This window comes from Sphingopyxis fribergensis (assembly GCF_000803645.1).
Taxonomy (GTDB): Bacteria; Pseudomonadota; Alphaproteobacteria; order Sphingomonadales; family Sphingomonadaceae; genus Sphingopyxis; species Sphingopyxis fribergensis.
Genome location: NZ_CP009122.1, coordinates 4,927,120 through 4,940,470 on the forward strand (window position 1 = coordinate 4,927,120; position 13,351 = coordinate 4,940,470).

13 protein-coding genes and 1 riboswitch are annotated in these 13,351 nt (G+C 67.4%); of the genes, 1 reads left to right on the top strand and 12 read right to left on the bottom strand.

Annotated features, from left to right (window positions below; all coding sequences use genetic code 11):
• The first annotated feature begins 79 nt into the window (after positions 1-79).
• Complete coding sequence (locus SKP52_RS27140) at positions 80-1,330, top strand: putative HlyD family type I secretion protein (protein ID WP_228383754.1); 1,251 nt, start codon at positions 80-82, stop codon at positions 1,328-1,330.
• Here the strand turns inward: SKP52_RS27140 and SKP52_RS24920 are convergent.
• The 12 genes from SKP52_RS24920 to SKP52_RS23175 form a co-directional block, all read right to left on the bottom strand.
• Positions 1,276-2,343: a transglutaminase-like cysteine peptidase gene (locus tag SKP52_RS24920; RefSeq protein ID WP_052208773.1), complete on the bottom strand. Its 1,068-nt coding sequence runs from the start codon at positions 2,341-2,343 to the stop codon at positions 1,276-1,278. The genes SKP52_RS27140 and SKP52_RS24920 overlap by 55 nt on opposite strands.
• Before the next feature lie 86 nt (positions 2,344-2,429).
• Entirely contained in the window at positions 2,430-2,951 is a 522-nt protein-coding gene (gene cobU, locus SKP52_RS23125; RefSeq protein WP_039579031.1) for a bifunctional adenosylcobinamide kinase/adenosylcobinamide-phosphate guanylyltransferase, read from the bottom strand.
• On the bottom strand, positions 2,948-4,399 hold the full coding sequence (locus SKP52_RS23130; protein WP_039579033.1) for a cobyric acid synthase: 1,452 nt from the start codon (positions 4,397-4,399) through the stop codon (positions 2,948-2,950). Before SKP52_RS23130 ends, cobU begins: the two co-directional genes overlap by 4 nt.
• Complete coding sequence (gene cbiB / locus SKP52_RS23135; RefSeq protein ID WP_039582184.1) at positions 4,387-5,325, bottom strand: adenosylcobinamide-phosphate synthase CbiB; 939 nt, start codon at positions 5,323-5,325, stop codon at positions 4,387-4,389. The genes SKP52_RS23130 and cbiB overlap by 13 nt, the downstream gene beginning before the upstream one ends.
• Complete coding sequence (locus SKP52_RS23140; RefSeq protein ID WP_039579034.1) at positions 5,318-6,304, bottom strand: aminotransferase class I/II-fold pyridoxal phosphate-dependent enzyme; 987 nt, start codon at positions 6,302-6,304, stop codon at positions 5,318-5,320. Before SKP52_RS23140 ends, cbiB begins: the two co-directional genes overlap by 8 nt.
• Entirely contained in the window at positions 6,301-7,020 is a 720-nt protein-coding gene (locus SKP52_RS23145; RefSeq protein WP_039579035.1) for an adenosylcobinamide-GDP ribazoletransferase, read from the bottom strand. Before SKP52_RS23145 ends, SKP52_RS23140 begins: the two co-directional genes overlap by 4 nt.
• Complete coding sequence (locus SKP52_RS23150; protein WP_039579037.1) at positions 7,017-7,586, bottom strand: histidine phosphatase family protein; 570 nt, start codon at positions 7,584-7,586, stop codon at positions 7,017-7,019. Before SKP52_RS23150 ends, SKP52_RS23145 begins: the two co-directional genes overlap by 4 nt.
• Positions 7,583-8,599: a nicotinate-nucleotide--dimethylbenzimidazole phosphoribosyltransferase gene (gene cobT / locus SKP52_RS23155; RefSeq protein WP_039579040.1), complete on the bottom strand. Its 1,017-nt coding sequence runs from the start codon at positions 8,597-8,599 to the stop codon at positions 7,583-7,585. The genes SKP52_RS23150 and cobT overlap by 4 nt, the downstream gene beginning before the upstream one ends.
• The gene (locus SKP52_RS23160) at positions 8,596-9,003 is read right to left on the bottom strand and encodes a DUF1636 domain-containing protein (protein WP_039579041.1); all 408 of its coding nucleotides are present in this window, start codon (positions 9,001-9,003) and stop codon (positions 8,596-8,598) included. The genes cobT and SKP52_RS23160 overlap by 4 nt, the downstream gene beginning before the upstream one ends.
• Positions 9,003-9,548 (bottom strand): hypothetical protein, encoded by a 546-nt coding sequence (locus SKP52_RS23165; protein ID WP_052208775.1) that lies wholly within the window; start codon positions 9,546-9,548, stop codon positions 9,003-9,005. Before SKP52_RS23165 ends, SKP52_RS23160 begins: the two co-directional genes overlap by 1 nt.
• Positions 9,548-11,506, bottom strand: a complete 1,959-nt coding sequence (locus tag SKP52_RS23170; RefSeq protein ID WP_039579044.1) for a TonB-dependent receptor plug domain-containing protein — start codon at positions 11,504-11,506, stop codon at positions 9,548-9,550. Before SKP52_RS23170 ends, SKP52_RS23165 begins: the two co-directional genes overlap by 1 nt.
• A 149-nt stretch (positions 11,507-11,655) precedes the next feature.
• Positions 11,656-11,839: riboswitch (cobalamin riboswitch) on the bottom strand.
• Positions 11,840-11,891: 52 nt separating this feature from the next.
• On the bottom strand, positions 11,892-13,340 hold the full coding sequence (locus SKP52_RS23175) for a S41 family peptidase (RefSeq protein ID WP_039579046.1): 1,449 nt from the start codon (positions 13,338-13,340) through the stop codon (positions 11,892-11,894).
• Positions 13,341-13,351: the final 11 nt, after the last annotated feature.

Below are 13,351 nucleotides of genomic sequence, written 5' to 3' on the forward strand. Positions count from 1 at the left end.
TGTGCCGTTTTTGCGGCAGGGCGAGGTGCGTTCGAGGGAAATTGACATGGATGCTTTCGACAATCCGGCGCGGAATGGCATGACGGGCCCTGAGCGCGACGGCGCATCGACCGAACCATCGAACCGGGCCGTATCGGGCAGCGAGTTCCTTGCCGCTGCCGCGAATGTGACGGCGGCTGCATCGACGATACCGCTGGCAATCCAGGCCATCCTCGTTCCCGACGCAAGCGGACGCATCGTCCTGCCCGCCGGCGCGTCGATTGACGACATCACGATATCGGGCACCGACCTTGTCATCACCATGCCGAACGGCCAGGTGTTCATCATTCCGGGCGGCGCCGTCGATGTTCCCGCGATCGTCGTCGACGGCGACACGGTGCCCGCGAGCACCGTCGCACAATTGCTGGAAAATCTGGGCGAGCTGAACCCCGAAGCCGGGGTTCGCAGCTCGGGCGGCAATTTCGCCGATCCCGAAGGCCCGATCCAGGATGCTTATGCGCTCGGCGATCTGCTGCCTTACACCCAACTCGCCTTTCCGCAGCCCGAAGACCGCGAACTGCTGCCGGCGGTTCAGGACGAGGAACCCACGCTCCGCATCGTCACCCCCGACCAGCCCGCCGGGCTGGCGGCGGCAACCGCGAGCGTCAACGAAGCCGGGCTGCCCGCACGCGGCAATGAACCCGCAGGCAGCAACAGCGCCGCGAACAGCGAAACCACGACGGGTTCGATCGTCTATGGCGCCGGCGACGGCCTCGATTCGCTCACGATCAACGGCACCGCAATCACCGCGGTCGGACAGGTCATCATCACTCCGCTCGGCCAATTGACGATCACCAGCCTGGCGCCGGGCAATGTCGGCTACAGCTACACGCTGGCCGACAACACCAACGCAAACGCCAATCTGACCGACCCGTTCACCGTGATCGTCACCGACCGCGTGAATGCGGGCGAACAGATCATGCAGGTCGTGCCGCTGGGCGACAAATTGCTGATCGAAACGCGCGTTACGCCGCGCGACATCGCCTTCATCAAGGTCGGCGATCCCGCGAACGTCAAGGTCACGGCCTATGATTTCTCGATCTATGGCGGGCTGAAGGGTCGCGTCGTGCGCGTGTCGGCCGACAGCATCTATGACGAGGTCGAACGGCAGGCCTATTTCACCGTCGTCGTCGAAACGACGAACAGCTATCTGACCTCGAACGGCCGGCGGCTGCCGATCACCCCCGGCATGTTATGCGATGTCGAAATCGTGACCGGCAAAAAGTCGGTGCTGAGCTACTTGCTGAAGCCCGTCTTGAAGGTCAGCGGGTCGGCGCTCACCGAACGCTGATTGTTCAGCGCGAGCGTGTAGCTTTTCTGCGACGCCGGGATCGCGGCGAGGTTCGGCGACGGCTGGCTCCCGCGATAGGCATGAACCCAGCGCCGGTTCTCGCTGAACGACAGCACGGGGCGCACCGAATTGGCCCGGCTGCCGTCGTAAAGGCGGTCGGTCACATTATCGAGCACGACCTTGCCCGCGTCGGTCTGCACGAGCAGGAAAGCATGGTCGGCGTTTGCCGCAAGGTCGCGAAGCAGCACCAGCTTCATCCGCTCGGCATCGACCCCGGCGGCTCGCAGCATCTGCATTTTCAGGATCGCGAAATCCTCGCAATCGCCGCTGCCGCGCCCCAGCGTCTGTTCGGCGGTCGCCCAGAAATCGCGCTGCCGGTAATTGCGGTCGTCGTTCACATAGGCGATTTCACGATTCACCCACTGGTTGACGCGCGCGAGCAGGTCCTGCTCGGCCAGGCCGGACGACGCATTCGCGCTGCGCAGCTTGCTTTGCATCAGCGCAGCGGGTGCGGCGCGGCGCACATGGTCCCAGCGGGTGTCGAAGCGCGTGCGCTTGACCAGGATCGCGCGCGTGCCGAGTTCGGCGGCCGGATCATAGTCCGCGGTTTCGGTGAGCGGGGCGAAGATCGACGGCGCGGCGCAGCTTTCGGGGGGCGCGAAGGAGATCGGGGTGCGGCTCGCGGGTTCGAGCGTGTGGCGAACCGGGAAAGCGGCGAGGCCAGCGGTGACGGGCATAGTGGACCCAAGCGCCTCAGCGCCCTGCTGGTCGGCGCGAATGCGGTCGAGCGCGCTCGGCGCGCCGCCCAAAATCGCTCGCGAGATGTCAATCGGAGCCGACGGTGCAGCGGTCACGGCGACTGGACATGCGGCCTTGCTGTCCGCCAACGCCTTGACATTGAGCAGCTTCGACGAGGCGTGCGCCGCCGAGGGCGTCAGCGCCGCGGCGGCGAGGGCGATGGAGACAGGAAGCCATCGCGAATCGCCAGCGACAAGATGGGCATGCTTTCTCATGCCACCCGATTTGACGGCGCGGCGTGAGGATATGCTTCATGACGGTGGTAAACGTAGCATTCAGCATGTTTTGAACGAGGGCGGGATCAGCCGTCCGATTTGAGCGTGAGGGGTAGCCCGACGGTCAGCAGCACCACCTCGCGCGCGGTCGCCGCGACCGACTGGTTGAGCTGCCCGGCGGCATCGCGGAACGCCCGCGCCAGCGCATTGTCGGGGACGATACCGAGACCGACTTCGTTGGCGACAAGGATCAGCGAGCCTTCGAACCTCGCGATGGCGTCGCAGAGCTGCCGTCCAGCCAGTGCGATATCGGCTTCGGCGAGGAGCAGGTTCGAGACCCAGAGCGTCAGGCAGTCGACGAGCACCACCGCGTCCTTTGCGTTTAGCGCATCGATCGCAGCGGGAAGCGCGCGCGGCGCCTCAACCGTGGTCCAGCGCGCGTCGCGGTCGGCGCGGTGCCGTGCAATACGATCGCGCATCTCGTCGTCGAACGCTTCCGCGGTCGCGACAAAGACGGGATTGTCTCCGGCCACTTCGGCGCGGGCCTGCGCATAGCGGCTCTTCCCCGATCGCGCGCCGCCGAGCACGAACAGCGACGACCCGGTCACGCGCCGGCTCCCGCGAGGCGGAGCAGGCCGTCGATGTCGGCATGCGCCGACAGCTCGGCGGCAATCTCGTCGAGCGCGGCATCGACATCGGCCGCATAGTCGCGGCCGCTGCCCGCAAGGCCGATACGGGCAAGTAGCGCGCGCCGCATATCGGGCGACGCGAACAGCCCGTGCAGGTAGGATCCGATCACATGGCCCTCGACGGCGCCGTCCTGCGCACCGTCCGCCAATATCGCGAAGGGGCTCGCGATGCCGGGACCGACGGTTTCACCCATATGCATTTCATACCCCTCGATAGCCGCGCCAAGAGCCTGACCATGGACGTGGCGCAAAATCTTCGCGGGCGAGAGTATCGTCTCGACGTCGAGTAGGCCGAGTCCCTCGACCTCGGCCGGCGCCCCCTCGATCCCGAGCGGATCTGCGATGCGCTTTCCCAGCATCTGATAGCCGCCGCACAGCCCGACGATCAGCCCGCCGCGCCGGTGATGCGCCTTGATGTCGATGTCCCACCCTTCGCGCCGCAGCGCCCCGAGGTCGGCGATCGTCGCCTTCGAGCCCGGCAGGATGATGATCGCCGCTTCGGCGGGGATCGGCCGGCCCGGCGGCACCATGACGAGCTCGAGCCCGGGCTCGAGCTTCAGTGGGTCGAGATCGTCGAAATTCGAAATGCGCGGCAGGATCGGGCAGGCGATCAGCTTGCGGCCCTCGCGCGGGTCGGCGGGGCGTTCGAGGATAACCGCATCTTCGCTCGGCAGGCGCGACGCTGCCGCAAGCCAGGGGATGACGCCGAACCCCGGCCAGCCGCTGCGCGTCTCGATCTCGCGATAGCCATCTTCGAACAGAGCCGGGTCGCCGCGGAACTTGTTGATCAGGAAGCCGCGGATCATCGCGGCATCCTCGGTATCGATCACCGCGCGCGTGCCGACGAGCGAGGCGATGACGCCGCCGCGGTCGATATCGCCGATAAGGACGACGGGGACGTTCGCGGCGCGCGCGAAGCCCATGTTTGCGATGTCGCCGGCGCGAAGGTTGATTTCGGCGGGCGACCCGGCGCCTTCGACGACGACAATATCGCACTGGCTGCGTAGCCGCTCATAGCTTTCGAGGACCTCGGTCATCAGCGCGCCGCGCGCTTCGCGAAAATTGCCGCTGCCGAGCGTACCGCGCACCCGTCCATGGACGATCAGCTGCGAAGTGCGGTCGGCCTGCGGCTTCAGCAGCACGGGATTCATGTCGCTGTGCGGTAGGGCGCGGCACGCGATGGCTTGCAGCGCCTGCGCGCGCCCGATCTCGCCGCCGTCGATCGTGACCGCGGCGTTGTTCGACATATTCTGCGGCTTGAAGGGAAGGACGCGAAGCCCGTGATTGCTGAACGCGCGGCAAAGGCCCGCGACAAGCACCGACTTGCCGACGTCCGATCCGGTGCCCTGCAGCATCAGCGCAGCCATGCGATGACCCCTGCAATCAGCCACAGCAGCAGGCACGCGCGCAGATAGACGGCAAGCGCGCGGTCGATGTCACCGCCGCCCGCGTTGCTGGCCCCGTCGCCGATCCAGTATTTATCGTGCATCACGCCGTCATATGCGATCGGGCCCGCCAGCCGAAGCCCCAGTGCGCCCGCCATCGCGGCCTCGGGCCAGCCGGCATTGGGCGAGGCGTGCTTGCGCGCATCGCGCCTCAGGACACGCCACCCGCCGCCGCCCGCGAGGCACAGCAGCAGCCCCGACAGCCGCGCGGGAATCCAGTTCGCGAGGTCGTCCGTGCGCGCCGCCGCCCAGCCGAAGGCGCGCCAGCGGTCCTCGCGGTGGCCGATCAGGCTGTCCGCTGTGTTAATTGCTTTGTACGCCCAAATGCCCGGAAGACCGAGCAGAAGGAGCCAGAAGAGCGGCGCCGCAATGCCGTCGCAAAAACTTTCGGCGAGGCTTTCGATCGCGGCACGCGCGACGCCGGCCTCGTCGAGCGCGGCGGTGTCGCGGCCGACGATCTTGCCGACCGTGCTTCGTGCGCCGGCGAGGTCGCCCGCGTCGATCCTTTCGCGGACCGCGCGGACATGATCGAAAAGGCTGCGCTGCGCGAGCGCGGGCCAGGCAAGGATGGCCACGACGATCCAGCCCCAGCCGCCAAGCGACGATATTAGGAGGTGCTGGAGCGCCCAGCCGGAGCCTCCAACGAATATGAGCAGGATGAGCAGCGTCAGGATACCAAGCGCGCGCCGCGCGCCGAAGCCATATTCGGAACGGTTCCACCGCGCCTCGCAACCCTCGATCAAGCGCGCAAACAGCCCGACCGGGTGACCGATGCGGCGATAGAACGCGCGCGGCCAGCCAAATGCGGAATCGAGCGCGAGCGCGGTGAGCGCGATCGGCTCAGCCATCGGCGAGCGCCGCTTCGAGCCGCGCGCGCGCGTCGGCATCGGCGGGCAGACCGATCCGCAGCCAGTGCGGATGATCGGCGAAAGGGCGGGTCAGGATCGCGCGCCGCGCGAGCCGCTCGAACAGCGAATGCGCATCGTCGACCTCGATCAGGCGAAAGAGCGGGCAGTCGCCGATCGGTCGATGGCCTTGGCGCGCCAGCAAGGCATCGAGCGCGGTGGCGTCGGCGGGCAGCCGCGCCCGGGTGGCAGCGATCCAGTCGGGGTCGGCATAGGCAGCGCTCCCGATCGCAATCGCCGCAGCCGACAAGGGCCACGCGCCGAGCCGCTGGCGCAGCGCGGCGACGATGGCTTGCGGCGCAATGACAAAGCCCAGCCGGACGCCCGCGAGGCCGAAAAATTTGCCGAAGGAGCGAAAGACGATCAGCCTTGCCCCGTCATCGACCGACGGTGCGATACTCGCGGTGGGATCGACATCGGCAAAGGCCTCGTCGACCAGCAGCCAGTCATCGGCGCCACGCGCGGTCAGCAGCAGCTGCATCGCCGCGGCGCCCGTCACGCGGCCATCGGGGTTGTTGGGATTGGCGAGGATCAGCGTGCCGTCATGCCGTCGTGCTGCTTCGGGATCGATGGGAGCGCAGTCCGCGATCATTTCGTCGTGGGTGCGATAGCTTGGCGCGATATGCCGCGCGGGGCGGCCGACCAGCGTGCCGGTTAGGCGAAGGCCGATCTCGCTTCCCGGCACCGCGCAGACATGACGCGCATCGACCCCAAAAAAGGACGCCGCACTGGCTTCGAGCCGCGTCAGCGCCTCAGGTTCGGGCAGGCGCTGCCAGTCGCACGCCATCTCGGTGGCACCCGGCCACGGGTGTGGGTTGATTCCGGTCGACAGATCGATCCAGTCGCCCCCATCCTCGTTGGCACCGAAATGGCGTCTCGCGGCCTCGATCCCGCCGCCGTGCCAGGTCCAGCGCGCGCTCACGCCAGATGCGCCAGCAGCAGCGCGGCGGCGAGCAGCAGGCTTTCGCCCAACTCGATTCCCGCGCCGTGTCCGTCGCCCGAAATGCCGCCGATCTTGCGCAGCAGCCACGCGCCCCAGAGCAGGACGATCAGGGGTGCGGCGAGCAGCGAGGGCGAAAACCACGCCGCCGCCACGAGAGCCAGGCTCCAGATCCCGAAATCGATCGGCCGCATCGCATTCCGGAAACGCGCGCCGAGCCCCGCGTGGAGATCGGGCAGCGCGCGCGACCAGACGAGCGGGCCGATCCGCGCCGCGAACGGGATCAGCGCGATGGCGATAACGGCCTCTGCGTCGAGCAGGGCGTGGAGCAGGACGAGCTTGGCGAGCAGCTGCAGCGCGATGGCGACGACCGCGAAGCTGCCGACATGCGGGTCGCCGAGCACGGCAAGCAGCTGTTCGCGGTCCTTGTGCGCCGCGCCGCTCGCATCGGCGATGTCGCCGAGCCCGTCGAGGTGCAGCGCGCCGGTCACCGCGACCCAGATGACGAGCGCACACAACGCCCCCGTCCACGGATCGATCCGCGCGCCGGCCCAGCCCGCGCCCGCGACAAATGCGCCGACGATCAGGCCGACGGCAGGAAACCAGCGCATCGAAGCCGCGAATTCGTCGCCCGACACCGCGATCCGCGGTGTCGGTAGGCGCGTCAGGAACTGGATCGCAACGATCAGCCCTTTCATGGATAGAGCCCCGCAATCTGTGCGCTGGGCGGCTCGCCCGGCCAGACGCGGAGTGAGAGCAGCCCGGCGTAAGGCAGGTCGAACGCCCAGAGCTGGCGCTGGTCGAAACCGCACAGCGCATAGAGCGCTGCGCGCATCGCGCCGCCGTGGGTGACGACGAGGGTGGGGACGGGCGCGAGGTCGGTTATCGCGGCGGAGATGCGCGTGACGAGCGACGACCAACGTTCGCCGCCGGGCGGGGGGTTGGCGTCGGGGTCGTCCCAGAACCGAGCGAACGCATCGCGGTCGACCGCGCCGCTCGACCGGCCATCCCAATCGCCGAAATCGAGTTCGCGCCAGCGGGGATCGATCGTCAGCGGCAAACCGGTTGCGTCGCCGATCGCCTCGCCCGCCGCGCAGCTGCGGCGAAGGTCGGAGGCTATGAGATGCTCGATGCCGAGATCTTCGGCTTGCGCGGCGCAAGCAGCGATGCCCTCGGCCGTCGGCGTGCCATCGGTGCGGCCCATCAGCAGCCCCGGCGTCTCGGGCGCGCCGTGACGTAGCAGATGGAGCGCGAAGCCGGTCACAGCGATGCCGAAACCTCGGCCTCGGCAAAGGTCGCCATCCGGTCGTGCACGGCAAGCGCGCTGCGGATGATATTCGCGGCGACCGCTGCTCCGCTGCCTTCACCGAGCCGCATGCCCAGCGCGAGTATCGGCTGGAGGCCGAGCAGGTCGAGCAGCCGCTTGTGCCCCGGCTCGGCCGAGCAATGGCCCGCGATGCAATGCGCGGTGATCGCGGCATTGTCGGCCGCGAGCGGGGCGATCGCCGAAGTGCAGATGAAGCCGTCGAGCAGTACGGGCACGCCCAGCTGGCGCGCACGCAGGATTGCGCCGGCAATCGCCGCAATCTCGCGCCCGCCGACGCGGCGCAGCGTCTCGAATGCCGAGCGCGGCGCGTCGGCGTGGAAGGCGATGGCCCGATCGACGACCGCGGTCTTGCGCGCGACGCCATGGCCGTCGACCCCCGTGCCGGGGCCGACCCATTCGCTCGCATCGCCGCCGAGGCTGCGCGCGCAGAGCGCGGCGGCGGCGGTCGAATTGCCGATCCCCATTTCGCCAAGGACGATCAGCGCGAGGTCGGCGTCGACAACCGCGGCGCCGCGGTTCAACGCGTCGAGACATTCGGCCTCGCTCATCGCGGCATCGACGGTGAAATCGGCGGTCGGCCGGTCGAGATCGAGCGCGACGACGGTGAGATCGAGTCCCGCCGCGCCCGACAAGGCGTTGATCGCGGCGCCGCCGCTTGCGAAATTGGCGACCATTTGTGCGGTGACGCTGGGTGGAAAGGCGCTGACGCCATGGACGGTGACGCCATGGTTGCCGGCAAAAATGGCGGCGCGTGCTCGGTCTATTTGTGGTCGCGCCCGCCCCTGCCAGCCGGCGAAGAAAATCGCGAGATCCTCGAGCCGCCCGAGCGATCCGGCGGGTTTGGTGAGTTCGGCCTGCCGGACGCGCGCATCGGCTGCGGCATCGGCGTCGGGCCCGCGCAAATCGGCGAGTGCGGCCTCGAAGGCGTGAACGGAAGCAAAGCTGGTCATTCGGCGACAAATCCTGGCGGCGGGGTGCGGGTGATGAAATGGCCTTTGACGCCTTCGGGCCAAAGAGAAAAGGGGACGCGGCCATGCTCGCTCGCGGCATAATGGACCGCATAATCGAGGATTGCGCGTGCAGATTCCGCGTCGCCTTGAAAACGGCCGAGGACATAGCCGACCTTGTCGGGCGCGCGCAGGTGGACGGTGCAATGGTCCGCGCACGCAAAGAGGCACGCCATTTCCTGTACCGCGATGCCGGCATAGCGTGGGTCGGCGGCCCTCACCACGTGCAGCGCCGCGACCAGCCGCGCGCCGCCGCGCAGGCCCGCCGCGTCGACCTGCGCCTCGCGGCTGTGGCGGCAGGTGTTGCACACCACCACCGCCGGACCCGGATCGACGCGCGTCAGCATCAGGCGGCCGTTGCCGGTTGTGGCGGCGCAGGAACGCCGGCCGCGACAAGCGCGCGGTAGAGGGCATAAAGCCCGATCAGGATCGCGCCGTTGCGCACGAATTGCTCGGCGAGGAGGTCGGGTGCCATCGCCGTGTGCAGCCCGCCGAGGACAAGCGCCGAGGCGAGGATGATCCCCTTGAACGCCGTGAACCCCGCCGCATAAGCGAGGCTGAGCCGCGCCGCCGCCGAGCGGTAATCAAGCGCCCGCAGCGCAGCATAGCTTGCGAGCGCAGACCCGGTCGCCGCAGTGCCGAGGGCGGCACCCCACGCCAGCGTGCTCCCGTCGCGCGGATAGCCGAGCAGGAAGAAGCCGACGAACTGGCTCGCCGCCCACGCCAGCAGAATCAGCGCGACGCCCTCGCGGCGGCGCAGATGCACCGCCGCGAGCGCCGCAAGCGAGGGGAAGGGCGTCGCGCAGCCGAGCGCGAGCGTCGTTACCGTGCTTGCCGACCCGAGCAACGCAACCCACAGCGCCGACGCGCCCCGATCCGACAGCGCGGCCATCAGAAGCGCCCCCGGATGCCGGCATAGATGCTGCGGCCGAGCGAACCGTAACGGAACGCGGTCATATAGTGCTCGTCAAAGATATTCTCGGCGCGCGCGAACAGCTTCACCGTGTCGGACAGCGCAAATTCGGCGCGCAGGTCGACGAGTGTGTAATCGTCGAGCCGTTGGGCGTTGCTCGCATTATCATAGCTCTTGCCCGACCAGCGAAGCGCGGCGCCGAGTTCGAGCCCGAAATCGAAGCCATAGCTTGCCGAGGCATTCGCGATATTGCGCGGACGGCGCGGCAGCCAGTTGCCGAAATTGGCGCCCGGCGAGCGGTCTTCGGCGACGATCCAGCTATAATTGCCGTCCAGCCGCAGTCCGCCGAGGGTCATCGCGGCGACCGCCTCGACCCCATGCGCTTCGCTGCGCGCGACGTTCAGATAATAGCCGAAGCGTGGATTGGGCGGGTTGCTGCCGGGAACAAAGCACATCGGGTCGGTCGAGGGCGCCGAGCAGCCATTGTAGATGATCTGGTTGGTCGTCGTACGGTCGAACCAGGTTGCGCCGACGACGAGCTTGCGATCGAACAGATGCTGCTCGATACCCGCTTCCCAGCCATGCGCTTCCTCGGGGTCGAGCCCGATATTCCCATATTCGCTGAACAGCTGGTAAAGCCCCGGCGCCTTGAACCCCTCGCCATAGCTTGCGCGCAGCACGGTTCCCGTCGGCAGCCGCCACACGCCGCCCGCGGCGAACAAGGTCTGCCCGCCGTAGCGGTCATGATCGTCGTAGCGGACACCGCCATTCAGCGTCAGCCCGCTGATCGGCTCGACGCTGAGCTGGCCATAAACGCTGGTAATCTCGGCCTTGCCGCGCACGAAAGCCGGGAGCGGGGTTGCCAGCGATGCCGAGGGCGATCGGCTGCGGAAGTCCGAACGCTCATTCTCGACCCCGAAGATCGCGGTGATGCGATCGCTGACGTCGAAGCTGCCCTGATATTCCCAGCGCTTGTTCTTGCCGTCGGCCTCGAAACTGCGCGGACGCGCGCGGTCGGGGTTGAAATTGTCGCGATTGGTGTCGGTGTAGGCGTAAGCGATGCGGTTGCGGAAGCGTCCGCCGACGAGGTCGACATTCAGCCCCGCGTAACCGACGAACTCCTTATTCTGCCCATAATCATTGCTGTCGGTGTTGAAGCCGTCGAATTCGACCCGGCCGCTCGAATAAGTGCCGCGCACCTCGGCGCTGACATTGTCGGCGAGCGCGAGTTCGGCGCGGCCCGAAACATTGCTGTTGCGATAGCCGTCGCGCTCAGTCCCGCCGAACGCCTTGGCGTGCGATGAAATGCCGTCGGTGGTGAAACGCTGGCCGCCGATGCGCCAGTGCAAGGGACCAGTGCGGCCGCCGACTGCGGCGCGCGCACTGACCGTTTGGCGTGACCCGGCCTCGAGGTCGAAACTGCCTTCGAGCGCCTTTTCGGGCGAGGCGGTCACGACGTTGACGACGCCGCCGATTGCTTGGCTGCCCCAAAGGATCGACTGCGGCCCGCGCAGCACCTCGATGCGCGAAATATCGCCCGCGAGCAGATTGGTGAAGTTGAAGCCGCCGCCGGTCGACGACGGATCGTTGAGCTTCACTCCGTCGATCACGACGACGCTATGCTCCGATTCGGCGCCGCGGATGCGCAGCGAGGTCGACGTGCCATAACCGCCGTTGCGCGAGATGCTGATCCCCGGCGTGCGGAGCAGCAATTCGGTGACGCCGATATCCTGCGCGCGGTCGATTGCCGCCTTGTCGAGCACGGCGACCGATGACGGGATCTCGTCGAGGGTCAGCGGTGCGCGCGTCGCGGTGACGACGATGCTGTCGCCGTCGGCGGCAACGGCGTGCGCGGTGGACGCCTCGTCGGCGGACGCGGCAGAGGATGCCGCGACGGCGGCGAGGCAGATAGAACTTCGGAAAAATATTCTGAACATGAAAACAACCCATCGACAATGCCGCCCACGCGCGCGGAATCGATGCGGTAGTCCAGTGGGGACGCACGACATCGAGCCCGCGCGCGAACGCGGCCAAGCTTGTCGTCATGCGGGTTTACCCCCGTCCGCCCGGCACACCCTGTCCGGTCGAAAGACGACGGCGACGGGCAGGTCTCCTGGCTTGCGGGTCAGCGCCGGTCGGCCGCCTTCTCGGGACCGGAATCCCAATGGCAAGTGGCCGATGGCTCGCCGCGTACAGTTGCAGGGGCAGCCGGGGTTTTCCCGTTCCCTCTTAGTCCCCGTCGGCGGGGAACCTGTCGCTTGCCGCGGCCGATAGCCCTATTATCGGGGCGCGGTCAATTGTTGCGATGCAGCAGGTGCGCGATCAGAACAGCCCGGGCAGTTCGCGCTGTGCGGCGCTCGGCCGGTCGGGGACCAGCATTTCGGGTTTGGCTAACACTGGCGCGCTGCGGCGCTGCGCCGACGCGCCGGCGCTGGCATCGGCGATCCGCGTGGGGCAGGCCCGGCCGGCAAGGAAGTCGATTGCGGCGCTGACCGACGCTTCGCGCGCGTCGCCGAGCGGGAGCCTCAGATCATCGCCCGCGGCGCAGCTGTTCGCGATCTTCGGTGCTAGTCCGTCATAATAATCGCCCGCGCCGGTCGCATTGACCGTCGCGAAGGCGACTACGCGCATGCGGTCGTCGCACTCGGCCTTGTCGAGCGCGATCTGGCCGACCGGCTTGCCATAGGTGTTGCCGCCGACCAGCGTCATATTGGTGCCGAGGTACGGCAGCATCGAATTGATCACGAGTTCGCTCGCCGATGCGGTCGATCCGGTGCCGATGAACGCGATGCGCGTCGGCGCGATCGATTGCGCTACGGGCGCGAAGCGATGCTCATCATCTTCGGCGGATTTGGTTGGGCGAAAACGAGTCTGCGAGAAGATTTGCCCCGCGCGATTGGCGCCCATCAGGTCGCCCATCAGATTGGCAGTCGAAACGAGGCCGCCGCCATTATATCGGAAATCGACGATGATGTCGGTCACGCCTTGCGCGCCGAAATCGGCAAAGGCCGCCTTCAGCTGGTCGTCGGCCGACGCGATGAAGGTGCGCAGGTTGAGATAGCCATAGCTGCGCCCACCCTCGGATATGATCTTCGCGCCATAGCGGTCGGAAATCGGGTCCAGCGAATAGTCTGCCTTCGCCACCGTGACGTCGCGGGTGCCTGCGGCATCGGTGATGCGCAGCACGCGGCTGACCCCCGGGTCGTTCGGGCCCAGCGCATTGGTGATGCCGGCGGTTCCCTCGGCGTTCACGATGCTCGCGACCGTCCGGAGGTTGCTGCTGTTGGTGCCGATCGCGACGATCGCGGTGCCGCGGTCGATTCCCGCGGCAAAGGCCGGCGCGCCTTCATAGGCTTCGGCGATGAGTATGCGCTGGTCCACGGCGTCATAGGTCATCCGGACCCCGAAACCGGCACTCGATCCGTTGGAAAAGAAGGCATTTTCTTCGGCGATCGATGTGATGTAGGTGAAGAAACGATCCTTGTTCAACGCGCGCGCCGGGGCGACCAGCGCGTCGATATAGGATTGGACATTGCTATGGCTGGCCGGATTGACGCTCGCGACGTCCCCGGGGAACAGATACCATTCGTCGATCACCGTCTTGGCAAAGCTCTGGCGCGAGGCGAGCGCGCAATTGGGGGTCGGCGTGGGGCTGGGTGTCGGCGTGACCGTGACGGGGCCGCCGCTGCTCAAACTTCCTTCGCCGCCGCATGATGCCAGCATCAGCGCCGCGAGCGTTACGGCCGCGATCGACTGCTTCGACTTCCCCATCAAAACTCCCC